The following is a 24,039-nucleotide window of genomic DNA, read 5'->3' as shown; positions in this document are numbered from 1 at the left end:
GCATCCCGGCAAAATGGCCCGCCGGTGCGACTCAGTCGGGCGCGTTGCGCGCCTTGGCGATGCGCTTGAGGAAGACCGTGATTTCGCGCACGGTCTGCATGTCGCCACGGCGTTCGGCCACTGCCAGCCCGTCATGCCATGCGGCCTCGGCATCATCGGTCCGGCCTGCCTGCAGCAGCGCCTTGCCGAGCAGCTTGTACGCGGCCGAATACGCCGGGTCGAGTTCGATGGCCTTGCGCAGGTATTCGGCCGCCGTGACCGCATCGTCCTCGCCCAGATACAGCGTACCGAGCGACAACCGCAACATGGGGTTGTCACGTCCGCTCGCCAGCATGTTCAGCAATGCATCCTTGTTCATCCCTGCCCCTCCTGTGAACCCGAGGCTAGCACGGCCTTGCAAGGCACACGGGCAAAAAAACACCCCGCACGCGGCGGGGTGGAACTTGCTACAGGGAGAGATGAGACGCTCAAGCAAAACGGCTTCGCTCAAACCGATTTGCTCCGGGCTTGCGCCCGAGTCACACGTATAAGTGTCTCATTTTCGCAATAAGTTCATAGTAAATATTGACATTCCATTTGCTTAATTTTTGAACATCAGCGTCTGGCCGCTCTGGCCATGGCTTGCAGGCCCGAGCCAGTAAAGCAGTGACGGAACAAGGGCTTCGATCGCGGGCAGCGTCTCCGGCGATTCGCCCGGATGCGACTTGGTGCGGAACGGCGAATGGATCGCCCCCGGGATCAGCCAGTTGATTCGCAGTTGCGGATATGCCTCCCACTCGTCGGCGGCGATCCTGACCCAGTTCTGCTGGCCGATCTTCGACACGCTGAATCCGCCCCAGTACGCCTTGGCGTCGAGCGCGTGCTCCTCGCCGATCACCAGTACGGCGGCGTCGGGCGCCTGCGTCAGCAGCGGCATCAGGCCACGGGTGATCGCGAACGGCGCAGCGACGTTGACGCGGAACTGCTCGACCCATTCGTCGAGCTTCTGGTTCGACAGCGGCGACAGGAAGGTGAAACCGTTGGCAGCATGCAGGATGCCGTCGAGCCGGCCGAATTCCTTGTTGATCAGCACACCGAGCTGGGCGATCTCCGACTCGCCGATTTTGGCCAGATCCATCGGCACCGCTGCCGGTTCGGGTCCGCCGGCGGCAACGATGTCGTCGTAGACGCGGGTCAGTTTCTTTTCGCTGCGGCCGAGCAGGATGACCGTCGCCCCCTGCCGCGCCAGCGCGCGCGCCGCTGCGGCGCCCACGCCCTGGCCGGCACCGGTGACGAGAATGACCCGGCCGGTAAAGGCGTCGGCAGGCACCTGATAATCTTTCCACTCGCTCATGTCGTTGTTTCCGCTTTCGTGAATGCAGCGATTATCCCACGGCTCGCCGTCTGGCCGCTGCGGATTGCGCCTTCGAGCGTAGCCGGATAGTCGCCGGCGGTGTAATCACCGGCCAGCCACAGGGTCGGCTCGCCGGTCGCATTGGCCGGACGCCAGAGACCCGGCGTCGCGGCAAAGGTCGCGCGCTTTTCGGCGATCACCCGCCGCCAGCCCGGCTCGCCCCAGCCGAAGTGTGCATCCAGCTCGGTGACGACTTCGGCAACCAGTTGCGCCTGTGTCCATGCCGAATGCGCGCCACGCGCCGACAGCACCACGGCGATCAGGCCCGGTTGATCGTGCGTCCGACCGCGATCGAAGATCCACTGGCTGATCCCGGCGGCGATGCCGAGCATCGGCTGTGACAGGGTCACCGAAGCCGGGTACTGCAGATAGACGGTGACGATGGGCTGGTAGTCCCACGCGGCCAGTCGCGTGACCAGCGCCGCATCGACGCCGTCGAGCACCATACCGGCACGGTGTGGTGGCAAGGCGCAGATCACGCCGTCGAAAGCCTCGCCATTGACCCGCCAGCCGTCGCCGTCACGCTCGATCTGCTTGGCCGACGTGCCCAGACGGACCTCGCCACCACGCGCCGCCACGTAGGCGGCAGCGGCATCGGGAAACAGTGCGGAGAAATCGAGCTTCGGAAACAGCAGATCGGATGCCGGACGCGACCCGCCGAGGCTGTCGCGCAGCACATTGAACAACACCTGCGTCGATGCGGTTTCCAGCGGCGTATTCAGCGCCGCGACGGTCAGCGGCCGCCAGAATGCATCGACCAGCCTTTCAGGCTGCCGCTGCGCGTTCAGCCAGTCTGCGACCGGCAGATCGGGCTCCAGCCGCCAGCGCGCGCCCTCGGCTGCACGCATCGCCCGGATCAGCGCCCAGCGCTCGGGCCAGCTCAGCCCCTGCGCGCCAATCAGCGCAGCAGCCAGATGCAGCGGCGCAGGCAAACGCGGCGCACGCAGCCGGAAGCCCGGCACAACGGCCAGATCGAGCGGCGTGCGCAGGAAGGCAGCGTCCGGGTCGACGCCGACGCGGCGCATCAGCCCCAGCAGCTCGGAATACGCGCCGATCAGCAGGTGCTGGCCGTTGTCGATCTCGCGATCGTCGATGCTGACCCGCCGCGCCCGGCCACCGAGCACCGGCCCGGCTTCGAACACCATGACCCGCAGGCCGGCATCGGCCAGCTCGACCGCCGCAGCCATGCCGGCGTAACCGCCACCGAGGACGGCGATGTGTTTTGTTTTCATTGAATGGACGATGTGGAGATCAAACGGTTGTGTCGCCGCTGAACCCGGCTCCTCAAGTAGCGCACCGCAGCGCGGAGCGACCGGCTTCGGCGAGTCCGAAGGACAAGATTTCGAGCGCTACCGCAGCTCGCAAAAATCATGGCCACGCCATCCGGCAAAAATCCGTGCAGGAACCGCCGCGAGCACGTGCGGGGCAAGGCGTCAGCATCGCAGCCACCGGAATGGGCATGTGGCCCATGAGGATGGCGAGAAGCGCACAACGCAGCCCTGCGTGTGCGCAGCAGGTTCATGCGCGGATTTTCAGCCGAACCACCAGGTGCGCCACGCCAGCCACAGCTTGCGGATCGGCGTCAGGCTCAAGCGCTGGTTCAGCACCTTGTCGGCACCGTCGCGGCGGATTTCGTCGAGTGTCGCGCGGTAGATCGCCGCCATCAGCAGGCCCGGACGCTGCGCCTTGCGGTCGGCCTTGGGCAGCAGCTCGAACGCCTGGCGGTAGTACTGTTCGGCGCGGTCGATCTGGAACGCCATCAGCGACTTGAACTCGGCGGTCTGGCGGAAGTTGAACACGTCGGCAGCGGGTACGTTGAAACGCTGCAGCTCGTCGACCGGCAGGTAGAGCCGGCCGCGACGCGCGTCCTCGCCGACATCGCGGATGATGTTGGTCAGCTGGAAGGCGATGCCGAGATCGTGCGCGTACTTGAGCGTCTTGCGATCGGTGTAGCCGAAGATCTCGGCGGCCATCAGCCCGACGACCGAGGCGACACGGTAGCAATAGAGCTGCAGGTCCTTGAAGCTGGCGTAGCGCGCCTGGTCGAGATCCATTTCCATGCCGTCGATGATTTCGAGGAAATGCTCGCGGCTCAGGTTGAAGGTCTTGAGCACCGGCAGCAGCGCGCGCGTCACCGGGTGCTGCGGGCTGCCTGCATAGAGCTGGTCGACCTCGCCTCGCCACCAATTCAGCGTGGTGCGCGCGACGCCTTCGTCATGGGTCTCGTCGACCACGTCGTCGACCTCGCGACAGAACGCATACAGCGCGGTGATCGCACGGCGTTTTTCTTCGGGCAGGAAGCGGAAGCTGTAGTAGAAGCTGGAACCGCTCTTGGCGGCCTTGTCTTCGCAATATTGATCCGGTGTCACAGTCAGTCTTCAATCCATCGGTTTGGCGCGCCGGGCCTGCTGAAACAGCCAGACCAGCGCCGCCAGAATCAGCAGCACGCTCAGCAGCCGAAGCAGGCTACCGAGCATGGTATCGAAACGCAACAATCCCCGGCGCGAGAGGATTTCCGTCCAGTCGTGCAAGCGGTCGCCATTCCCCACCAGCGGCAACAGCTGCGCACGCGCATCGGCCATGTAACGGCCGATGTTCAAACCGTTTTCTCCCAGCCAGATGACGGCCACCGTACTACCGACCGCATCGCGCTGACGACGGAACTGGTACAGCACCGCCAGCGGGAACACCAGCTGCCCCAGCGTACCGCCGTAAACCATCAGGCGCTCGGACATTACCCCGAAGACCGGGTGACCTGCTTCGTGAAACAGCAGGTTGGCCCCGTCCAGCAGCGGCACCCAGCGGTCGCCGCTCAGTGCGAAATACAGGAGCCATACGGCAAGCAGCAGCACCATGACCACCGACGACATCGGCACCGGTTTCCATACGCCGGTGCCTTCGTCCATGACCCGATGCTGCAGTGGCATCAGCAGCCCCCGAACGGGTACGGCACAGCGCGCCCACCAAGCGACAGCGTCATGCGCTCAGGGCTGTACCGGTGGCAGCGGCAACCTGACCGTGCGCGTTCCGGCCGTGCCGGGGAAGGTCTGGAACAGCGCGCGTGTCAGATACGGCAGCGCATTGTCGAACTGCTGGCTCGCGCTGCGGTTCTTCGCCTCGCCTTCGTACAGTTTGGCGAACTCGTTGCCCGCCAGCGCCTTGCGATCGAATACGTCGACCGCGAGATAGCGCGTGTAGACCACTTCGGACACGGATTGCGAGCCGACGACCTCGGTGCTCGGATAGTAGTACGGCACGATGACGTAGTTGTTGCCGCTGTAGACGCGCCGGTAGTAGGTGTAATAGGTCGTGCCCCAGACCGGCTGGTTGTAGGTGACGGTCTTGCCGTCGTCGATCCCGTAGGCGAGTTCGACCAGCCAGTCCGCGCGCGACGCATTGCTGTCGAGCGTCAGGCCGTAGCCTTCGAGCGCGACGGCGACATCGTGTTCGACCTGTCGCTGCAGCAGGCTCTGCGCCTGACTGGCGTCGCGCTTGAACGCGAAGCGCTTGCCGGCGACATCGGACGCGATCTGGTGACGCACGCTGACCTCGGCGTTGAACGTCGGTGGTGACGTCGCGCAGCCGGCGAGCAGCGCCAGCAGGGCCATGAGGACAAGCGCACGCATTTCAGGTTCTCCGCTCAGGCAATCTTGCCGGGAATGCGCGGCGTATCGACGACGACATCGCCGCACTGGGCACGGTGGCGCAATGCGTGGTCGATCAGCGTCAGCGCCAGCATCGCCTCGGCGATCGGCGTCGCGCGGATGCCGACGCAGGGGTCGTGGCGACCGGTCGTGGCCATCATCACCGGGTTGCCCTGCTTGTCGATCGAACGGCGTTCCTGCGCGATGCTCGATGTCGGTTTGACCGCGAGATTGACGACGATATCCTGACCGCTGGAAATGCCGCCGAGCACGCCACCGGCGTGGTTGGTCGCAAAGCCCTGCGGCGTCAGCTCGTCGCAGTGCACCGAGCCGCGCTGCGCGACGCTGGCGAAACCGGCGCCGATCTCGACGCCCTTCACCGCGTTGATGTTCATCATGTTGTAGGCGATGTCGGCGTCGAGGCGGTCGTACACCGGCTCGCCCCAGCCGACCGGCACGTTCTCGGCAACGACGGTGATCCTGGCGCCGACCGAATCGCGCTCGCTGCGAACGAGGTCCATGTAGTCCTCGAGCTGCGGCACGATGGCGTTGTTCGGCGCGAAGAAGGCGTTGTCGCCGACCTGGTCCCAGCTTTCGAACGGGATCTCGATCTCGCCGAGCTGGCTCATGTAGCCGCGGATGACGATGCCGAACTTCTCGGACAGCCACTTCTTGGCGATCGCGCCGGCGGCGACGCGCACCGCGGTTTCGCGCGCCGAGCTGCGGCCACCGCCGCGGTAATCGCGGATGCCGTACTTGTGCCAGTAGGTGTAGTCGGCGTGGCCCGGGCGGAAGGTCTCGACGATCTTGCCGTAGTCCTGGCTGCGCTGGTCCTGGTTGCGGATCAGCAGCGCAATCGGCGTGCCGGTGGTCTTGCCTTCGAACACGCCGGAGAGGATCTCGACCGTATCGGGTTCCTTGCGCTGGGTGACGTGGCGGCTGGTCCCCGGCTTGCGACGGTCCAGCTCGAGCTGGATGTCTTCGAGCGTCAGCGCCAGCCCCGGGGGGCAACCATCGACGATGCAGCCGATGCCCGGCCCGTGCGATTCGCCGAACGAGGTGACGGTGAACAACAAACCGAGCGAATTGCCGGACATGGAAAGCCCCCAGAAGCGCAGATTGGAATAGGAATTGCTGCCAATTCTACCATGCGCACCGCGCGCCAGCCCGGCCGTGCACGGGATCAGCCGCCTGCCTGCAGATACGCCGCAAGCCGGTCGAGAAAATGGCGCGTACGGGCCGGCATCAGGCGCCGGGCCGGCAGCAGCGCATAGATGATCAGCGGCTCGGTCGGCCATGCCGGCAGCAGCCGGACCAGCTCGCCCCGTTGCACTTCGGGCTCGCAGAACGTGGTGGCGACCATCGCCACGCCCAGCCCCTGGGTGGCCGCGCGCAGGCGCAAGGCCGCGTTCTGCGTGCGCAGACGCGGTGCCAGCGCCAGCACATGCGATTGCCCCTGCGCATCGCGAAACTGCCAGTGCTGCTCGTTCGGCGATGCGAGCTGCGGCCACTGCGCCAGCCCGGCCGGATGATCCAGCGGCGGCAAGGCCGCAATCAGACCCGGCGAGGCATACAGGCCGCGTTCGACGCTGAATACCTGCCGCGCCACCTGACTCGAATCGGGCAAGGCATCGGCGGTGACCACGAAAACGATGTCGTAACCATCGGCAATCGGATCGACGCGGCGCGCACTGACATCGACGTGGATGTCGAGTTCGGGGTGCTCGGCCAGCACGTCGCAGATCACATCGGCAAGTTGCAGGGTGCCGAATTCGTACGGTGCGGCAATGCGCAGCACACCACGTAACCGGTCGTCGCCGGCGTGCAGATGGTCGGCGATATCGTCCAGCCGGGTGAACAGCGGTGCAATGGCCGCCAGCAGCTGCTCGCCCTCGGCAGTCAGCCTGAGCCGGCGGGTGCTGCGCTCCAGCAGGCGTACGCCGGCACGCTTTTCCAGACGGCTGATAGCAAGGCTCACCGAGGATTTGGGCTGTTCGAGCCGTTCTGCCGCGCGGGTAAAGCTCGCCAGTTGCGCCACCATTGCAAAGCAGTACCAGTCGTTCCAGTCTTTTGTTCGCATGGATGAACAATAAATCCATTTGCCGGTATTTTTCCAGCCCCCCGGCCTGCGTACGCTTCGGAGATGAATACCCCGCCCCTGCTTTCCAGACACCCCGAACTCGGCCGCGCCCGGGTTTACCTGTTCGGCCTGACCGCCGGCTGCGTCACCGGCGTCGATTTCGTCGCCTCTTCGATGATCGGCATCGCCGGCGCCCACATCCAGGGCGGCGTGAATGCCGCGCCCGAAGAATACCTGTGGGCCATCACCGTCTACGCCGCCGCCGCAGTCGTCGCCAATCTCGTGCTCGGCCGAATCGGCAGCCGGATCACCTTCCGCCGTTACATCCTGCTGTCACTGCTGGTGTTCTGCACCGGGGCACTGCTGTGCGCCGCGTCCAACGACATCAGCGAGCTGGTGCTGGCGCGTGCCGTGCAGGGGCTCGGTGGCGGCGGGCTGTTTGCCGCCGCGCGCATCATCGCGCAGCTCGTCAGCGAGCCGCACGAGCGGCTGCCGATCTTCGTCGGCTTCGGCCTCGGCAGCTTCGCCATGACCGCGCTGGCCCCGTGGGTTTCGGCCGAACTAGCGCTGAACCTCGGCTGGCGGGCGATCTTTCTGGTGCAGGCGCTGGTCGCCGTGCCGCTGTTCGCAATGGTGCTGACGCTGTTCCCGCGCCGGCGCGAGCCGCCGACGACGGCGCAGATGGGGACGCTGGGCTGGCCGGCTGCGCTGGCTTTTGGCTTCGGCGCGCTGCTGCTGCTGCACGGTGTCGAGGATTTCCGGCTGGCGCGGATCGGCCTGTCCGGCGGCGAAACGTTCGCGCTGCTTGCCGGCGCCGGCCTGCTGGTGTTTGCCTTCCGCTGGCTGCACAGTCATCCGGACCCGTGGCTGGACATCCGCCGGCTCGGCAGCCGCCGCTATCTGGTCGGGCTGGGCTTCTACTCGCTCTACTACCTGATCTCGGGCGGCTGGAACTATCTGGTGCCGTCGTTCATGCAAGCCGGGCTCGGCTTCAATTTCCAGACGACCGGGATGGTGCTGAGTCTGGCCGGGATCGTCGGGCTGGTCGGGGTGATGCTGCACACCTTCAACTTCCGCCGCATCTTCCGCCGGCGCCGGGTGATCACGGCCGGCTTCATCGTTTTCGCACTGGCGGCGACACTACTGTCGGTCGGCGCGATGCCGGGAGCATCGATCGCCACGCTGATGCCGGCGATGATGCTGCAAAGCCTGACGACCGCACTGATCATGGTGCAGGTCGCGTCGATGACCTACCTCGATTTCGAGCCCGAGGACTTCGTCCACGCCTACCAGCTGAAGAACATCATGCGCGAGGTGGCGACCGCGCTGGGCACCGGCATGACGAGCCAGTGGCTGCAGACCGACCGGGCCATCGCCCGCACCGATCTGGTCGGCCGGGTCAACGTGTTCGACCTGCAGACGCTGGCGCCGGAACTGCCGCGGACGCCGGACACGCTGGCGCGGCTGTCGCTGCAGATCGACCAGCAGGCGGCGCTGATCGCCTGCGACCACCTGTTCGTCGCGCTGGCCGTGATCTGCATCGCCGCCGCCGGCGTGGTGCTGGCGCAGCGCGCGCTGGCCTGATCAGCCTTCGATGAAACGCATCTTGAACGCACGGCCCTTGATCTTGCCGTGCTCAAGCCGCTTGAATGCCTTGTCGGCAATCTTGCGGTCGAGCGCCACATAGGTCATGTGGTCGAACACATTGATCTTGCCGACGAACTCGCCGCTGATGCCCGCATCGCCGGTCAGCGCACCGAGCAGATCGCCGGGACGCAGCTTGTCCTTCTTGCCGCCGGCAATGCACAGCGTCACCATCTGCGGCAGCAGCGGCGCCTCGCTGGCCGGCGTCAGCGTTTCAAGGCCGAACCAGCGCACCGGCCCGCCCTGATACTCCTCGATCAGCTTGACCCACTTCTTCTCCTGCGGCGACGCCAGGCTCAGCGCCAGCCCGCGCTGCTGACCGCGTGCCGTACGGCCGATGCGATGAATGTGGATTTCGGTATCGCGCGAGACATCGACGTTGATCACGTAATCGAGCGTGGTGATGTCGAGGCCGCGTGCCGCGACGTCGGTCGCGACCAGCACAGTGCAGCTGCCGTTGGCGAACTGCAGCAGGATTTCGTCACGGTCGCGCTGTTCCAGATCGCCGTACAGCGCCAGCGCCGAGAAACCGCGTTCGCGCAGTTCGTCGACCAGCTCGCGGCAGTGGATTTTGGTGTTGCAGAACGCCAGTGCCGACTTGGGCCGGTAATGGTCGAGCAGCATCGCGACCGTGGCGTTGCGGTCTTCGTGCTCGACTTCGTAGAAGCGCTGCTCGATCTTGCTGGCGTCGTGCAGCGATTCGACCTTGATCTCGACCGGCAGGCGCAGCAGGCGCGCGCTTTCCTTGCGGATGGTGTCCGGGTAGGTCGCCGAGAACAGCAGCGTCTGGCGCTTTTTCGGGCAGGCGCTGGCGATGCCCATGATGTCTTCGTAGAAGCCCATGTCGACCATCCGGTCGGCCTCGTCGAGCACTAGCGTGCTGATCGTCGACAGGTCGACCGTGCCGCGGCCGAGGTGATCGCGGATTCGCCCCGGCGTGCCGACGACGATGTGCGCGCCGTGTTCGAGCGAACCGATCTGCGGCCCCATCGGCGTCCCGCCGCACAGGGTGATGATCTTGACGTTGTCGATGTGCCGCGCCAGCCGGCGCAGCTCCTTGGCGACCTGATCGGCGAGTTCGCGCGTCGGGCACAGGACCAGAGCCTGAATGCCGAAGAAACGCGGATTGAGCGCATTGAGGATGCCGATGCCGAAGGCCGCGGTCTTGCCGCTGCCGGTCTTGGCCTGCGCGATCAGATCGTGGCCGTCGAGGATCACCGGCAGCGCCTGTGCCTGGATCGGCGTCATCTGGTGATAACCGAGGCTGTCGAGGTTGCCGAGAAACGCGTCGGACAGGGCCAAACTGGAAAAAGGTGCTGTGTTCACAATGACTTGGCCCCGTTAATGACAAAGTCGCGCAGTGTAGCACCGCCAGCCCGGCTTGCGGCCCGGCAGGTAAAAATGCGCGGCGTGCCGGACGATGCCCGGCCGTTCCTGCGCCGTGGAACGGATCGGCTGGGGCAGCCGGCACCATGCGGGATCAGAGCAGCGGCAAGCCGCTGTTGAACGCCAGATCCACCGTATCGGCGGGCTGGCCGGTAAAGGTCAGCAGGTCCGCGTCCCGGGCCTGCGGGAAGCTGATCTGCTGCGCCAGCAATGCCGACAGCGTGGCCTCGCTCAGCATCAGCACCGCGTCACCGGGCTGGGCTTCCTGATGCGAGCGCATCAGCACGCCCTGATCCGAACCTTCAAATCGCGTCCACAGCCGGCTGTCGACCAGATAGACCGCCAGCCGGGTTTTCATGCCATTGCTTTCCAGCGTGGCCCGCATCCGGTCGAGCCAGCCGCTGGCCCGCGCCAGCCCCTCGGTTCCCGCCAGAGGCGGCAAGGCGCGGATTTCCCCGCTGACCACGGCCATTCGGGAATTCACGTCCAGCCTGTATGAGTTCATGTACGGATACAGCGTGACCGTACCGTGCATGCCGCCGTAACCGCAGGCCTGCGCCAGCCCCGGCATCAGGGCCAGACACACCATAGCAACCCGTGCTTGTTTGCTGAAGATCATGGGACTCCTGTCGTGACCGGCCGGTATGCAGGCCGGGCCACCGTGATTTCAAAAAGCAACGGCACCCGAAGGTGCCGTTGCGTTCAGCGCGGGATCAGGACAATTACTTGATGCGGTTGCCTGCTTGCAGCGGCAGCACCAGGTTCATGTCGTTCCGGATGGTCAGATCGAACAGGCCCGGCAGCTTGTCCAGCACCTTGGCATCGCCGGTCACCTTGGCCTTGCCGGCCTTGACCAGATCGCTCATCGGGCTCTTGCCGGCGAGGAAGGTCAGCAGATCAAGCTTGGAGATGTCCAGCGTCACCTCGGCGTTCTTGGCGCTGAAGTCGCCCATGGTGTTGAACACGCCATTGTGCAGATCGATGCTGTACGGCTTCTCGCCCTTCAGGTTCAGGTTGATCAGGTGGTTGCCCGCCTTCTCGGCCTTGATCTGGTCGGTGATGATGCCAAGGTAAGGCATCAGGCTGTCGGCCGGCAGCGCTGCGATCACGTCAGGCGAGGTGGTCGCCAGACTGTTCGGCACGTTACCGCCCATGCGCAGTTCCTGCGCGCCGGCAAGATACCAGTTGCGGTTCAGTGCGGTTTCTTCCTGATAGCCCAGCTGTTCCAGCGCGTCGGCCATCAGCAGCACCGCTTTCTGGTTCTTCGGATTCGAAGCCACAATGTTGTTCAGCAGCTCGGTCGCGAAGCGGTAATCGCCCTTGTTGAAGCTCTTCAGCGCCGCATCCAGCACCTTCTGCTCGCCACCGAAGGCCTCGACATAGCGCTGGCCACGCTCGGCATCCGGGTAGGCTGCCAGCTTGGCGGCATTGCCGTCATACCAGCCGAGGTTGCGGATGTAGGTCGACTTCAGGTTGTTCTTCAGGTTGCCGTAGTACGGGCGGTTGTCCCACTTGTTGAATACCGACTTCGGCAGCTTGGCGTTTTCGGCGATCTCGTCCGGGCCGTAGCCGTAGTTGGCGTAGCGCAGCGTGGTATCGAACAGCGACTGGTACAGGTCGCGCTGGTCCTTCATGTACTCGACGACGTTCTTGTTGCCCCAGACCGGCCAGGTATGCGGACCGAACTGCACTTCGACCTTGTCGCCCCAGCGGCCCAGCGCCAGGTTGATGTACTTGGCCCAGGCGGCGGCGTCACGGATCTGGGCGCCACGCAGCGTGTAGATGTTGTGCTGCAGGTGGTTCACGTCCTCGGCCATCGACAGCGCATTCCACTTCGGAATGAACATGACCATTTCGGCCGGTGCCTCGGTCGCCGGGACCAGATAGAACACGAAGTCGACACCGTCGATCTTGACGGTCTCGCCATCCTTGGTGATGAAATGGTTCGGGATCGGCAGCGTCGATGCGTCGTTCGCCAGCGCCGGGCCGAGCGCGCCGGTCACGATGCCCTTCTCGTTGATCTTGAGCACGTTGCCGTACTGGTAGCCGGCGCGGCGGGCCATGATGTTGCCGGCATTCACGTTTTCGCTCACGGCTTCTTCAACAAAGCCTTCCGGTGCGTATACCGGCAGCTTGCCGCTCTTCACGTCTTCCGGCGTCGCGAGGCCCGCGGCGTAGATGCCGGCGAAGCCGCCGAAGTGGTCGGCGTGGCTGTGCGAAATGATCACGCCCTTCAGTTCACGCTTGCCGCGGTGCTTTTCGTACAGATCGAGCGATGCCTTGAGGGCCTTACCCGAGTACTCGACGTCGTACAGCACGATGCCGCTGTCGGTTTCGATGACGGTCAGGTTCGACAGATCCTGGCCACGCACCTGATAGATGTGGTCGTTGACCTTGTACAGGCCGCCACGGTTCACCAGCTGGGCATGGCGCCACAGGCTGGGGTTGACCGAAGCCGGCGCTTTCTTGTCCTGCATGTAATTCATTGCAGTGGCGCTGAATACGCCATCGATATCACCATTGTTCAACAGCGGCGCAATGAAGCCGCGATCGGTATCGGCAAATGCCGTCTTGTTGCTGAAGTCCAGCTCCTTGTATACCTGCTCGTTGGCCTGTTTGGTATACGTGCTTGCGTCCTTGGTCTTGGCGGTGAAGTCGTAAGCCAGGGCTGCTTGTGACAGCGCCAGCATCGAGAACAGCAGCGGATAGCCGATCAATTGTTTCGTCTTCATTAAGATCTCTCCTTTTGAGATTATGCATGCAGTCAATGGACATGCTGTTGGCAGGGTCAAACAATATGGGCACAGCGTCCATGTCAACAGAATATCAGCAAATTGTAATTAACCGTAATCAATCAGCCGCAACGCCCGTATTTCACCGGGACAACGCTTCAACCGGAACGGATGCAAAACCGCCCCTCAGCTCCCCGCGCCTTTCCCGACAGGCGCTATCGGCTCGATGATCGGGCAAGCAATCGGGTTGGGGCAGCACCATGCCGGTATCGGGGCTATACATATTGGCATTGGAATGATCTGGCTTCAGTGCAATACCTGAACCACGGCGCGCCTTATCCGGCCAATCAAACCGGCCATACCGGAGCCGTAATCAGGCGGAACGAATGGAAAACAAATCAGCACCGAATCGTGAACCGACCACGAACGATTCATCAACCACTGGCAATGTCCAATCGGCATTTTTCGCAACACCACACGTTTTAAATGCAACGCCTTGGAAATCCGGCATGCCAATATTTGCGTATTGGCCATCGATGGATATCTGCGACACTCAGCGATATCCGATGTGCACATAGTAGTGTTTAGCAACTATGGAAAACTATCCCCAAAACGAAGACTTGCCCGTTTCCTCGATGTGTTTTCTACCAATTTTCCAGCATCATGGTTACGCCGACTTCGAACCCGCGCAGGCATTCGACATCGTGCAGGGCGGGTATTTCGAGCACCGGCTGCTGGCTGCGCAGCCCTCCGCAATGCGCCACCAGCGCCTGACGCTGGACGGTGTCCGGCTTGAAGCGGGCTTCTACGACTTCCCGGTGATCGTGCGTGGCGAAATGCCGCAAGACTCGTTCGGCTTCGGGCTGATCTCCGAGGGCTACGGCGATACCCGCTGCAACATCCTCGAGCTGAACGACAGCGAGATCCAGATCTACCCGCCCGGCAACGACATGATCTATCAGGCGGGCCGCGAATCGCGCTGGATTCATCTGGCGGTGCCGGAGTCGCGGCTGCAGCAGACCGCACTCGCCCGTACCGGCCGCACCCTTCAGCTGCCGCGGCACGACTCGACCTCGCTGCTGATCCCGCCTGCGCGGCGCTACGAACTGATCCGGCTCGCAGACGACGCACTCAGGCTCGGTCATTCGCTGCTGTCGACCGGCATCGAATCGGAGTTTGCAAAGCTGATCGCGCAGGCCCTGATCGACGGCTACGTCGATGTGCTGAGCGACGCCGTTGAAAAGCGTTCGACGTCGCGCGACAAGGCAGCGCAACGCCACCTGAAGATCATCCTGAAATCCGAGCAGATGCTGGAATCGGTACGCACCGCCGGCGTGGATCTGGACGTGCTGGCCCGCAGCGGTGGCTATACCCGGCGTGCGCTGGAGCTGCTGTTCAACCAGAGCGTCGGCATGACACCGGGGCGCTGGTTCATGAACATCCGGCTCAACGGTGCCTTGCGCGACCTGATGATGCCCGGCGCCGACTACGGCGTGACCGAAGTCGCGATCAAATGGGGCTTCACCCACCTGTCGCGCTTTTCGCAGCACTACTTCCAGGCCTTTGGCGAGCTGCCGCGCCAGACGCTGAAGCGCGCGCGCGGCCAAGCCCTGTCGTAGCCATTCGGCCGCCCACATGCCACAAAAAAAGCGCCCACCCGGGCGCTTTTTTCATGAACGTACAACCGGGCGATCATGCCGCCACGTGCAAACCGTCGCTCAAGGACAGCCGGTATGCGCGCCATGCCGGGACGATGCTGACCACCAGCCCCGCCAGCAAGGTGCAGCCCATCAGCAGCCATTCGCTGGCGGTCGGCCAGCCCGGCGTGATCAGCAGCGTCATGTGGTCACGCAGCAGCGGCCCGGCAATCGCCAGCGCGCCCTGCAGCAGCGCGCCGCCGATGGCGATGCCGCCGACCAGCAGGCAGGCCGTTTCGCCGACCACCAGCGCGAACAGCTGCCACGGCCGGGCGCCGACCGAACGCAGGATCGCCATTTCGCGGCGGCGCTCGTTCAGGCCGACCAGCAGCGCCGTCATCATTCCCAGCAGGCCCACCAGCAACACGAACCACGACAGCACCTGCAGCGCCTGTTCGGCCACCTTGAGCAGCTGCCACAGCTCGGACAGCGCAACGCCGGGCAGGATGGCCATCAGCGGCTCGCCGCGGAACTGGTTGATGGCGCGCTGGACGCCAAACAGCCCGGTGCGCGATTTCAGCCCGACGTAGAACGCGGTGATGCTGTCCGGCGGCGGCACCGCGCGGTCCTGATCGGCCGAGAGCGCACCGGTGGTCGCCAGCAGCGAGGCACTGCCCGATTCCCAGCCCTGGTGGATCGCGGTGAGGCCGTCGAGCGAGATGTGCAGCGTGTCATCGACCGGGGTGCCGGTCGGCGCAAGGATGCCGGTGACGGTGAACGGCTGGTCGGCATGCTCGGTCAGCGCGCCGTCGCCGCTGCCATGGGTCAGCACCAGTTTCTGCCCGAGCTGGTAATGCAGCCGGCGGGCGATGTTGGCGCCGAGCACGACGTCGTGCAGATGGCTGAATTCATGACCGCTCTGCATTTTCAGCGGCTGGTCGTCGCCGTAGCGCAGGTAGCGGAAGTAATCGTGGCTGGTGCCGAGCACCGGATAGCCGTGGTGGCTGTCGCCGAGCGAGACCGGAATGGTCCAGGCCACGCGCGGGTCTTTCGCCAGCTTCTCGTAACTGTGCCAGTCGATGTTGTTGGTCGCGTTGCCGACCCGGAACACGCTGTACAGCAGCAGCTGGATCGAGCCGGTACGCGCGCCGACGATCAGGTCGGTGCCGCTGACGGTGTTGGCGAAGCTGGTGCGCGTTTCGTTGCGCACCCGGTCGACGCCGAGCAGCATCAGCGTGGCCAGCGCGATGGTGGCGATGGTCAGCACCACGGTCAGCCGGCGGCTGCGCAGACTGCGTAAGGCAATTTCAAACATGGTCGACCTGGCTTGCGGTATTCAGTTCGGAAAGGTTCAGGCTGCGATCGAAGCCTTCGGCCAGCCGGGGATCATGGCTGACCAGTACCACCGCCGTGCGCTGTTGCTCGGCACACGCGAACAGCAGCGAGACGAAGGCATCGCGGCGCGCTTCGTCCAGCGCCGACGTCGGCTCGTCGGCGATCAGCAGCTCCGGCGCGCCGATCAGCGCCCGGGCCACGGCGACGCGCTGCTGCTGCCCGACCGACAGCGCGCGGGCCGGACGATCGGCCAGATCGCCCAGCTCGAGCTGGGCGAGCAAGGCCAGCGCCTGCTTTTCCGGCGAGCCGGCCAGTCCGGCGGCCCGCTGGCGGCGCAGCTTCGAAAACTGGCAGCCCAGCAGCACGTTCTGCCGCACCGACAGATACGGCAGCAGGTTGAACTGCTGGAACACATAGCCCAGATGGTTGGCACGGAAGTGATCGCGCTGCGGTGCACTCAGTTTCGCCAGATCCTGGCCCAGCACGGCCAGTTGCCCCGAGTCGGGCGTCTGGATGCCGGCCAGCAACGCCAGCAAGGTGCTCTTGCCGCTGCCGCTGGGGCCGTGCAGGAACAGTTTTTCTTCGGCAGACAGGGAAAACTGCGGGATGCACAAGGTATCCCGCGGATTGCCCGGCCACTTGAAATGGAGGTCGCGCAGCTCTATCAGCATCGGATCAACGCAGGTTCAGCGTCTGGCCCGGCTTGAGCTTGAGCTGGCGCTGGCCCTTGTCGGTGGCGATGTTCACGACCAGTTCGTGGATGTTCGGGTACTGCTTCCACAGCGGCAGCGCGATGCTGGCCGGCGCACGCTGGCACTTGAAGCTGTAGTCGGCATCGATGTCGACATGGGCGCCGGTGCTCCAGTCCGGCGCGGCAACCTTGATCGGGGCGGTCTTGCAGCCGGCAGCGGCGTCAGGCACGAACAGATTGGTCGCGAGCGACAGCGTTTTGGTCATCTGGTCGATCTTCTTGCGCTCGGCATCGGTCTTGGGCGCGTGCTCGAAACCGAGCACGTTGTCGGCCGGGCTGGCGAAGTCCAGCGCCAGTTCGCCCTTGTCGAACGCGACATCCAGCGTCGCCACACCGTGCTGGTGCGGGCCGTGCTCGTGATGTTCGTCATCGTGTGCCCACGCTGCAGCGCTGGTCAGCGCCAACAGTACGATCCACTTCTTCATGGGTCCTGCTCCTTTGCTTGCTTGCGGAAATGCTATTTCTTGTAGGCCGTGACGGCGTCGGCCGACATCTGGTAGCCCGATTCGACCATCGCCGCACCGTCGACCAGCGACAGGTTGCTCTTGCTGTGGCCGACCCTGAGCTTGCCCCTGATCGTCACCGGCGCGAACAGCTCGCCCTGCTCGTAGCCCTGCGGATAGCGCACGACGATCATCTGGTTCGGCGGCGGCGGCGGGACGTGGATGCAGGCGCCGACGATGGGGACCAGCAGGAATTCGGTGACCTTGCGGTTGCTCTGCGTCAGCGGCAGCAGGTAGCCGTCGATCTGCACGTCCTGCAGGTTCAGCGACGGCTTGAGATCGGTGATGCGACGTTTCTCGAAGGCGTTGAGCTGATCGACCATCGGTGCAAGATCGCTCAGGTCTTCCTTCAGCAGCTTGCGCTCCCACTCGCCCAGCGCGTCGGGCTTGGTGCCCTGCTCTTTCATGCTCAGCTGCAGCTTGCGCTGCTGCACCGCGCGCACCAGCCGGCTGCGCTGATCGCTGCTCATTGCCGCAACCTTGGCGCGCAAGGCCGGGTCGTACTGGAGGCTGACGCCGTCGCCCCAGAGATCATGTTGCCCCTGCGATCATACTGCATGGTGTAATTCTCAGTACCTTGTACCCGATCAGCCGCTGCGGTGTGTCGTAGCTGTAGTCGATTAGCTAGGCACCGTATTTCTGCCGCAGGACGTTGGTTGTTGTCGTCATAGTAGATGTCGATCTGGTGTAAATTTGTGTCCGGTTCAGCTCCGAATAAACCACATACTAGATCTGAGTGACTATGTTGTTGCCGTCGTAGTATAAGAAATAACTCAAGACCATCAATACATTGAAACCATCCAACCAACACCGAGACAAAGGCCCTATTGCATTTATATATTTTTCACAAACTTAATTGCCCCAGCCTGCTCGGGATCAAACCCATCTGGCCAAGTAGTTTCTTGATCATAGATAGCGCCACTCAAATCAGCCTCATCCAATCGCTTTACACACATATTCGCACCTTTCAACACCGCCCCAGAAAATACAGCCCCTCCAGCATCCCCCCCTGCTAAGTTAACAAAAGACAAATCTGCCTCGGTAAAGTCTGCAAAAATCGGCAGAGCATCCTTTAGATTCGCTCTAAACAAATTCGCCCTTTTGAAATCTGCATTCATGAGGCGAGCATCCGTCAGAATTGAAAATCGCAAATTGGCTGCCTCAAAATTTGCACTCCGAAGATCGACCCCCTTAAATACAGCATAACTTAAATCCAAACCAACAAATTGAGCGCGATGCATGTCCATAGCGGAAAAATCGAACCCAACCAACGTCTCTACTGCCAGAATCTCAGGCTCTTTGTGCTCAAAAAAAACCATAACCATAATCAGTGATTCCCCCAATCAGTCGGGTCAATTTTCATGTTACTTATTGGCTGAATTTGCCCCACTTTACCAGGAGGTACTGTTCCCGGCTTCACATCTGGCATCTTCCCCACAACTTTGCCAGCAATGTACCTATGATTACCGTCAACAATAACATTTCCATCCTTAGTAATTGCAGGAGCTTTCTTGCCTCTCAGCAACTCTTTTCCATATCGAACAATAGCTGGAAGTGACACGGCCTTTTGAACCGTCTCGGTCATGTCGTCCTTTAATATTTGCTTCACGGCATCGGCAGTCAAATCATCCAAAGCCTTCGTAAATGGACCGATATTTCCAACGAGTCCAAACGCTAGCGTCGGATCAGCCTCAAGCGTCCAGACTTGCTGCATTTGACGAGCCCATGGGCCTGAAGCCACACAAGCAGTGCATTGCGCTTTGGGATCAACCCCCGTCCATCCAGTATGTGGACCCAGCACGCTTGCTGCAGTACTTTCAGCCTCTCTACCATCCGGATCAATATACTTAAATGGATTATTGCTTGCGTACGCATACGAGTTAAAGCTGTATAGCGGATTACCTTCCACCCACGGCACCGGATCAATCGCGGCAAACCGCCCCAGCACCGGGTCATACCAGCGTGCACCGAAATAGCTCAACCCAATCTGGTCCTCATATGGCTTGCCGGTAAACCACTGCTTGTTCTTGCCGCCGTCACCGCCCACCATCCGCTCGCCGTACGGGCGATAGTAGGTGCGCCAGAGGATGTTGCCGTTGGCGTCAGTCGCCGCAACCGGGCTGCCCAGCACATCGGTATGGTAATAGGTGACTGTTTCGGCGCCGCTGCGCGTTTCGATATCGGCCGCCTTGTTGCGGCCGAGGTAAATGTATTCACGCGTGGTGCCGGTGCTCAGGTCCTGCTCGTACACCAGTTGACCGGCCTGATCGGTGAATTCGACACGGTTCAGGTTGTTGCCGACGCTGAGCACACGCTGGCCGGCACCGTCGTAGCTGTAGGCAATCTGGCTGGGCGCGCCTTTGTTGGCATAGCGCAGGTTGCCCGCAGCATCGTACTGGAAGCTGACGCCGTCACCGCGGGTCGTCATGTTGCCCCAGCCGTCGTATTGCATGGCGTAGGTCTTGGCGCCTTGCACGCCGGTCAGGCGTTGCTGGGCGTCGTAGTTGTAATCGATCAGCCAGTCGCCGTACTTCTGTCGCTGAATGTTGTTGTTGCCATCGTAATAGATCTCGCCACGCCCCCATGGGCCATTGGCAACGATCAGGCTGTCGATCTCGTCATAGGTCAGTGTCCGGTTCAGTTCCGGGTAAACCGTATCCTGAATCTGCGTAACGTTGTTGTTGCCGTCATAGCGGTAGTTGGTATCCAGCACCGTGGCCACGGCCGACGCCGTGACTGGAGCCAACAGGGTCAGACCCAATGCGACGACCGGCAGTACGTTCAAGCGCGCGATGTTTTTCATGTTCTTGTCCTTCGCACCTTAGGGGTAGCAACGCTGGCCGGTTGAAATGCGGCGTTGCAAGCACGCACTCTTGATGCACGGTGTACCTACGCCCGGGCGTACCAAGTTGCAAAGCTCCGAGCCTACCCCGAGATACTGGCCGGTCTGGGTGCAGGCATCGCCAATGGCGCTGGGGCTGCAAGTGCTGCCTTGGTGACTGAGTTTCTCGACAAGAGGCAGCGAACCACACTGAGTCTGACAAGTGGACTGGGTAACATAATCCACCTTGTAGATGTTGTACTGGAAGCCCGGGGGAGTCGGCACTGGAGTAGGTACAGGTGTGGGCACCGGCGTCGGAACCGGCGTTGGGACCGGAGTCGGTACAGGCGTGGGCACCGGGGTCGGTACGGGGGTAGGCACTGGAGTCGGAACCGTGCAGCGTACGCCAGTCGATAGCCGCTTTTGCAGACATGCGTTCTTGATGCAGGCGGTGCCGACGCCAGGACGGGTCTCGTTGCAAATATCCCGACCAACGCCGAGGTAGTCGCCACTCCCAGTGCAGCCTTCGGACAGGGTCGTTGCACTGCAGGTCAGACTGGTCTGCGACAGCGTTTCCACATAGGGCAAGGTTCCGCACTGGGTTTGGCAGCGATTGTCAGTCGCATAATCAACCTTGTAGTAACCATACTGGTAGCCGGCAGGGGTAGGCGCCGGAGTCGGCACGGGAGTCGGTACCGGAGTGGGAATCGGTGTCGGCACCGGGGTTGGGGGCGGCGGATCGCAGCGCAATCCATTGGCCTTGCGGCGCTCCAGGCAAGCATTTTTGATGCACGCAGTGCCGACGCCCGGTCGGGTCTGATTGCAAATGGAATTACCGCGGCCAAGGTAATCGCCAATCTCCGTGCAAGCGTCAGGGACAGAGGTTGCACTGCACACTGTACCTTTCTTGCTCAGCACCTCCTCAAGCGGCAACGTGCCACATTGCGTCTGGCAAGGGATCAAGACGGCGTAGTCCACCTGGTACACGTCGTATTGATATCCGGTAGGTGTCGGTATCGGTGTAGGTGTTGGGATCGGGGTTGGCGTAATGTATTGCCCACCGACAAACAGACGCTCGGTTCGCAAGCGCTGATCCTGCAGGATCGACGTCATCAACGGACCTTGCTGGAAGTACTTCACCTGGCCATTCGGGTGATACACGACCGGGCCGCCAACATAGCTACCCAGCTGGGTCGGACGGCCGAAGGCATCCGGTTGCAGGTCAAGCTGCCGCCCCGTTGGATATCGCTGCACGGCTAATGCGTCGTTGCCGTTGTAGCTGTAATTCAGATCCCATTGTTTGCCGTCGAGCAGCAGGGATTCGGAGGTCAGGTTGCGGTTGCCGTCGTAGCCGTAGCTGCGGGTTACTTTGGCTGTCTTCAGCTCGCCCAGCTTGCCGTTTTTTGCATGCTGCAGGCAGCTGTTTTCCGCCAGATTGTCGCTGTAGGTGGTGGCCTTGAGGCGGTTTTGGCCATCGTAGGTATACGCCGTGGTCGGCTGATTGCCGACCTTGCTGCTGATCATGTTGCCGACCGCATCCCGACCGTAGACGGTACGGCCGACTTCCGGATCGTTTCGGGCAATCAGGAACTGTCTGGCGTCGTACTCGTACGAGCGGGTGGCGCCCTTCTGGCTCACCGAAGTGACATTGCCGATCAGATCGCGGGTCAGCGTCACGGTCGGATCGGTCAATGCCGGGACGATCTGCATCAGCTGGCGTGCATCCGGGTCACCGTAAGCGCGGTAAATTCTGGACGTTGCAAAGCCGCGCTCGTTTCGCTCCTCGATGGTCGCACCCGAATAACTGAACTGCTTGTACTGTCCGTCCGCATGGGTCACGCGAACCGGGCGGGACAGCGCATCGAACTCGGTGGAGGTTCCCACGCCCGCCCCCGGATAGCTCTGGAATACCAGACGTCCGAGCGCATCGAAACGACGATTCACGCTGACGCCGTTGGTGACCTCGGAAACCGGTCGACCAAAGCCATCGAAGTAAATCGCATTGCTGTAGTTGCCACGCGTCAGGACACGCTGGCCTTGCTGCCAGACAATCGAACTCGGGTTGCCCTGTGGTGTTGAAATCGACGTAACGCGATTGAGGCCGTCGTACTGGTAAGACGTTGTGAAACCCGCACCGTCCGTAAACGAGAGCACGTTCCCGTAATCATCGACAGTACGACGCAGATCGATGGTCGCGCCAATGGTCGACGGGCACGAACCACCATCACTGACACCCACTGGACGCTGCTCAAAGCGTGGCAGGCCGCGGTAGTAGTCGTTGAAGCTGGTTACAAAGCCCCGTGCATCGCTGGTCGTCGCAACATCGCCACTGGCGTGGTACGTGAACCCGGTTGTGACCTGATTGGCGGTTTCCGTGGTGACGTTGCCGCGATCATCGAACTGCCGGCTGAGGCGGGAAACAACGGCCCCTCCTTCGGTAGCAGCAACAGTCTCCTCACCAACCAGATTCAACAGCCACTTGCCAGACAGCTCGACATAGCTCTTGCTGGTGACCCGCGTTTCACCGCCGGGCCCCGTTTCCGAAATCAGGGTCGGCCGGCCATAGGCATCGTTGCGATAGTTGGTCGTGTAGGTCGCACCGTCGCGGACCACGGTTTTTTTGTTCATGACGGGCATGAACGCCTTCGAGCCTGTGCAAGAGAAGATATTCTGCTCATAGGAGAAGGCCTTGATCGGGCCAAACAGATAGTCGTCGCCAATGCCAATCTGTTGCTTTTCCCAATCGAAGGTGGTTTTTTCCAGCTCGCGACCGCTGAAGTCCCGCACCGACTTTTCTAGCAGCGAGCCGATCTTCCAGCGGTCTGCCGTGCAGTTATCCGTGTCATAGATACTGAAGTAGCGATATACCGTTGTGCCTGACGGTGTCGAGACCGTACGGATCGTTGGGTCGGTCGGTTTTTCACTCATCGCCGAAGGCGCATAGGTCGAGTTCATTTTCCCCGGATTGAACTCACGGATCGTCCACTCTCCGCCATCGGAGCTGGCCTTTCGCCAGACCAGGTAGCGACCATGCTCACGGATGGGATTATTGCGCTGAAGTTGTCCGCAATTTTCATTCCCGCAGTCACTGGCACGGGGGTTATCCACGACCAAGAATGCGTAGGAGTAGGTGTATTTTCCGGAGTCCGGCGTTGTAATTGATGTCAGCAACCAGTCCAAATTAAACTTGGTGGCGGTGTAATCGAATATCCAAGCCTGGCCATCAGGTCTGACCAATCTAAAACGCGAAGTGTTGTCTCGTTCAATGCGCCAAGCCTGATTGCCCACGGCAATGCTCGTGAGTTTGCGATCGGCATAGGCCAACGTGGCGAGACGTCCATCACTAGCCTCTACCCGGCTCAAATCGCCATCCTGATACTGGATGCTCAACCAGTTGCCATTACGATCCGTCACTCGACTGGGTTGAAAGTAATTGAATGTGGAAACCGAGTATTGCCGCTCGATTTGGGTTGCGCTGCCGACTTGTGCATCGGGGTTCCACAGCGGCGCATAGGCTGCTGTACGCGTTGCTCGTTGATCAAACTGAAAGACGGAGCCGTCGGGGGCATACCCGTAAAAGACAGGCTTCCCATCCTGTAGTCTGCAATCGATTTTCCAGTTCCCTGGTGTACGGAAGCGGGCCTCTCCGTTGCCGAGTGTTTCGGCATACAGCACCTGCTGGGTGGTGCCATCCGGCATTTCCAGCTTCAACATCGCCTCCCTGTACTCAACGGCACCGGTAAAGCAAGTCGACGTTTTGGTGGCATACCGTAGCCGTGGGTAATACACGCCGTTTTGTAACGGATCCGCAGTGTTGATCGTGTACTGCAGTGCGAGTGGAAGCTGCCCGTTCCCCCGAATGTTGAACATCGGGATGACCACCCGCAGCGTACCGGTCAGCGGATCGAGTTCGTCGACAGAACCAGTTCCCTCGGGCGTACGAACTTGCTTGGCCCCAGGTTCGCTATAGGTATCCGGGAACTGGCCACTTAGGTCTGTGCCAGTGCTCGTTGGATCTGTAATCGCGGCTAGAACAATCCCTGCGGTAGCGATGACGCAACCCGCAGCCAACAACTTGTTTTTGATTTTCATGTGCAGTTTTTTGTATGTCGT

At 62.1% G+C, this 24,039-nt stretch carries 21 protein-coding genes; 2 read left to right on the top strand and 19 right to left on the bottom strand.

The window, feature by feature from the left end:
• Window positions 1-31: 31 nt before the first annotated feature.
• From JMJ54_RS10890 to JMJ54_RS10855, 8 genes are all read right to left on the bottom strand, one after another.
• Window positions 32-358: a tetratricopeptide repeat protein gene (locus tag JMJ54_RS10890; RefSeq protein WP_203538575.1), complete on the bottom strand. Its 327-nt coding sequence runs from the start codon at window positions 356-358 to the stop codon at window positions 32-34.
• 222 nt (window positions 359-580) lie between these two features.
• Window positions 581-1,333, bottom strand: coding sequence for an SDR family NAD(P)-dependent oxidoreductase (locus JMJ54_RS10885; protein ID WP_203538574.1), 753 nt, complete (start codon window positions 1,331-1,333; stop codon window positions 581-583).
• The gene (gene hpnE, locus JMJ54_RS10880) at window positions 1,330-2,625 is read right to left on the bottom strand and encodes a hydroxysqualene dehydroxylase HpnE (RefSeq protein WP_203538573.1); all 1,296 of its coding nucleotides are present in this window, start codon (window positions 2,623-2,625) and stop codon (window positions 1,330-1,332) included. The genes JMJ54_RS10885 and hpnE overlap by 4 nt, the downstream gene beginning before the upstream one ends.
• A gap of 300 nt (window positions 2,626-2,925) precedes the next feature.
• The gene (hpnD, locus tag JMJ54_RS10875) at window positions 2,926-3,762 is read right to left on the bottom strand and encodes a presqualene diphosphate synthase HpnD (protein WP_203538572.1); all 837 of its coding nucleotides are present in this window, start codon (window positions 3,760-3,762) and stop codon (window positions 2,926-2,928) included.
• 9 nt (window positions 3,763-3,771) lie between these two features.
• Window positions 3,772-4,320 (bottom strand): hypothetical protein, encoded by a 549-nt coding sequence (locus tag JMJ54_RS10870; RefSeq protein WP_203538571.1) that lies wholly within the window; start codon window positions 4,318-4,320, stop codon window positions 3,772-3,774.
• A 57-nt stretch (window positions 4,321-4,377) separates the two neighbouring features.
• Entirely contained in the window at window positions 4,378-5,019 is a 642-nt protein-coding gene (locus JMJ54_RS10865; RefSeq protein WP_203538570.1) for a DUF4136 domain-containing protein, read from the bottom strand.
• Window positions 5,020-5,033: 14 nt separating this feature from the next.
• Complete coding sequence (gene aroC / locus JMJ54_RS10860; protein WP_203538569.1) at window positions 5,034-6,134, bottom strand: chorismate synthase; 1,101 nt, start codon at window positions 6,132-6,134, stop codon at window positions 5,034-5,036.
• Between the two features lie 86 nt (window positions 6,135-6,220).
• A complete protein-coding gene (locus tag JMJ54_RS10855; RefSeq protein ID WP_203538568.1) occupies window positions 6,221-7,117 on the bottom strand; it encodes a LysR family transcriptional regulator in 897 nt (298 codons plus the stop codon).
• Window positions 7,118-7,180: 63 nt separating this feature from the next.
• Between JMJ54_RS10855 and JMJ54_RS10850 the strand changes: the two genes are divergently transcribed.
• Complete coding sequence (locus JMJ54_RS10850; RefSeq protein WP_203538567.1) at window positions 7,181-8,701, top strand: MFS transporter; 1,521 nt, start codon at window positions 7,181-7,183, stop codon at window positions 8,699-8,701.
• Here JMJ54_RS10850 and dbpA read toward each other — a convergent pair whose 3' ends face one another.
• The 4 genes from dbpA to JMJ54_RS10830 form a co-directional block, all read right to left on the bottom strand.
• Window positions 8,702-10,087: an ATP-dependent RNA helicase DbpA gene (gene dbpA / locus JMJ54_RS10845; protein ID WP_203538566.1), complete on the bottom strand. Its 1,386-nt coding sequence runs from the start codon at window positions 10,085-10,087 to the stop codon at window positions 8,702-8,704. It abuts the gene before it with no gap.
• A gap of 154 nt (window positions 10,088-10,241) precedes the next feature.
• Window positions 10,242-10,766 carry a hypothetical protein gene (locus JMJ54_RS10840; RefSeq protein WP_203538565.1) on the bottom strand — a complete coding sequence of 175 codons (525 nt, stop codon included), beginning with the start codon at window positions 10,764-10,766 and terminating at the stop codon, window positions 10,242-10,244.
• Window positions 10,767-10,869: 103 nt separating this feature from the next.
• Complete coding sequence (locus JMJ54_RS10835; protein ID WP_203538564.1) at window positions 10,870-12,879, bottom strand: alkyl/aryl-sulfatase; 2,010 nt, start codon at window positions 12,877-12,879, stop codon at window positions 10,870-10,872.
• Between the two features lie 373 nt (window positions 12,880-13,252).
• The gene (locus tag JMJ54_RS10830) at window positions 13,253-13,432 is read right to left on the bottom strand and encodes a hypothetical protein (RefSeq protein ID WP_203538563.1); all 180 of its coding nucleotides are present in this window, start codon (window positions 13,430-13,432) and stop codon (window positions 13,253-13,255) included.
• Between the two features lie 82 nt (window positions 13,433-13,514).
• On the opposite strand from JMJ54_RS10830, the gene JMJ54_RS10825 reads away from it, so the two are divergent.
• Entirely contained in the window at window positions 13,515-14,498 is a 984-nt protein-coding gene (locus tag JMJ54_RS10825) for an AraC family transcriptional regulator (RefSeq protein ID WP_203538562.1), read from the top strand.
• Between the two features lie 73 nt (window positions 14,499-14,571).
• On the opposite strand, the gene JMJ54_RS10820 is transcribed toward JMJ54_RS10825, so the two are convergent.
• The 7 genes from JMJ54_RS10820 to JMJ54_RS10790 form a co-directional block, all read right to left on the bottom strand.
• The gene (locus JMJ54_RS10820) at window positions 14,572-15,831 is read right to left on the bottom strand and encodes an ABC transporter permease (RefSeq protein WP_203538561.1); all 1,260 of its coding nucleotides are present in this window, start codon (window positions 15,829-15,831) and stop codon (window positions 14,572-14,574) included.
• Complete coding sequence (locus JMJ54_RS10815) at window positions 15,824-16,522, bottom strand: ABC transporter ATP-binding protein (RefSeq protein WP_203538560.1); 699 nt, start codon at window positions 16,520-16,522, stop codon at window positions 15,824-15,826. The genes JMJ54_RS10820 and JMJ54_RS10815 overlap by 8 nt, the downstream gene beginning before the upstream one ends.
• A gap of 4 nt (window positions 16,523-16,526) precedes the next feature.
• The gene (locus JMJ54_RS10810; protein WP_203538559.1) at window positions 16,527-17,027 is read right to left on the bottom strand and encodes a ZrgA family zinc uptake protein; all 501 of its coding nucleotides are present in this window, start codon (window positions 17,025-17,027) and stop codon (window positions 16,527-16,529) included.
• 32 nt (window positions 17,028-17,059) lie between these two features.
• The gene (locus JMJ54_RS10805; protein WP_203538558.1) at window positions 17,060-17,575 is read right to left on the bottom strand and encodes a DUF3299 domain-containing protein; all 516 of its coding nucleotides are present in this window, start codon (window positions 17,573-17,575) and stop codon (window positions 17,060-17,062) included.
• Between the two features lie 363 nt (window positions 17,576-17,938).
• Window positions 17,939-18,430, bottom strand: coding sequence for a pentapeptide repeat-containing protein (locus JMJ54_RS10800; protein WP_203538557.1), 492 nt, complete (start codon window positions 18,428-18,430; stop codon window positions 17,939-17,941).
• A gap of 2 nt (window positions 18,431-18,432) precedes the next feature.
• The gene (locus JMJ54_RS10795) at window positions 18,433-19,908 is read right to left on the bottom strand and encodes an RHS repeat domain-containing protein (protein ID WP_203538556.1); all 1,476 of its coding nucleotides are present in this window, start codon (window positions 19,906-19,908) and stop codon (window positions 18,433-18,435) included.
• Window positions 19,909-19,926: 18 nt separating this feature from the next.
• Window positions 19,927-24,018 (bottom strand): RHS repeat domain-containing protein, encoded by a 4,092-nt coding sequence (locus JMJ54_RS10790; protein WP_203538555.1) that lies wholly within the window; start codon window positions 24,016-24,018, stop codon window positions 19,927-19,929.
• Window positions 24,019-24,039 lie beyond the last annotated feature (21 nt).

The sequence above is a fragment of the Jeongeupia naejangsanensis genome (assembly GCF_016865585.1).
GTDB classification, from domain to species: Bacteria; Pseudomonadota; Gammaproteobacteria; order Burkholderiales; family Chitinibacteraceae; genus Jeongeupia; species Jeongeupia naejangsanensis.
Note: the sequence above shows the minus strand (reverse complement) of the source record. Positions and strands in the feature narration are given on the sequence as shown.

Bases quoted from the DNA above. Each gene is read 5' to 3' on its own strand.
- JMJ54_RS10890 (WP_203538575.1), bottom strand. From the start codon at position 358: ATGAACAAGGATGCATTGCTGAACATGCTGGCGAGCGGACGTGACAAC.
- JMJ54_RS10885 (WP_203538574.1), bottom strand. From the start codon at position 1,333: ATGAGCGAGTGGAAAGATTATCAGGTGCCTGCCGACGCCTTTACCGGC.
- hpnE (WP_203538573.1), bottom strand. From the start codon at position 2,625: ATGAAAACAAAACACATCGCCGTCCTCGGTGGCGGTTACGCCGGCATG.
- JMJ54_RS10870 (WP_203538571.1), bottom strand. From the start codon at position 4,320: ATGCCACTGCAGCATCGGGTCATGGACGAAGGCACCGGCGTATGGAAA.
- JMJ54_RS10865 (WP_203538570.1), bottom strand. From the start codon at position 5,019: ATGCGTGCGCTTGTCCTCATGGCCCTGCTGGCGCTGCTCGCCGGCTGC.
- aroC (WP_203538569.1), bottom strand. From the start codon at position 6,134: ATGTCCGGCAATTCGCTCGGTTTGTTGTTCACCGTCACCTCGTTCGGC.
- JMJ54_RS10855 (WP_203538568.1), bottom strand. From the start codon at position 7,117: ATGCGAACAAAAGACTGGAACGACTGGTACTGCTTTGCAATGGTGGCG.
- JMJ54_RS10850 (WP_203538567.1), top strand. From the start codon at position 7,181: ATGAATACCCCGCCCCTGCTTTCCAGACACCCCGAACTCGGCCGCGCC.
- JMJ54_RS10840 (WP_203538565.1), bottom strand. From the start codon at position 10,766: ATGATCTTCAGCAAACAAGCACGGGTTGCTATGGTGTGTCTGGCCCTG.
- JMJ54_RS10835 (WP_203538564.1), bottom strand. From the start codon at position 12,879: ATGAAGACGAAACAATTGATCGGCTATCCGCTGCTGTTCTCGATGCTG.
- JMJ54_RS10825 (WP_203538562.1), top strand. From the start codon at position 13,515: ATGTGTTTTCTACCAATTTTCCAGCATCATGGTTACGCCGACTTCGAA.
- JMJ54_RS10820 (WP_203538561.1), bottom strand. From the start codon at position 15,831: ATGTTTGAAATTGCCTTACGCAGTCTGCGCAGCCGCCGGCTGACCGTG.
- JMJ54_RS10815 (WP_203538560.1), bottom strand. From the start codon at position 16,522: ATGCTGATAGAGCTGCGCGACCTCCATTTCAAGTGGCCGGGCAATCCG.
- JMJ54_RS10810 (WP_203538559.1), bottom strand. From the start codon at position 17,027: ATGAAGAAGTGGATCGTACTGTTGGCGCTGACCAGCGCTGCAGCGTGG.
- JMJ54_RS10805 (WP_203538558.1), bottom strand. From the start codon at position 17,575: ATGAGCAGCGATCAGCGCAGCCGGCTGGTGCGCGCGGTGCAGCAGCGC.
- JMJ54_RS10800 (WP_203538557.1), bottom strand. From the start codon at position 18,430: ATGGTTATGGTTTTTTTTGAGCACAAAGAGCCTGAGATTCTGGCAGTA.
- JMJ54_RS10795 (WP_203538556.1), bottom strand. From the start codon at position 19,908: ATGAAAAACATCGCGCGCTTGAACGTACTGCCGGTCGTCGCATTGGGT.
- JMJ54_RS10790 (WP_203538555.1), bottom strand. From the start codon at position 24,018: ATGAAAATCAAAAACAAGTTGTTGGCTGCGGGTTGCGTCATCGCTACC.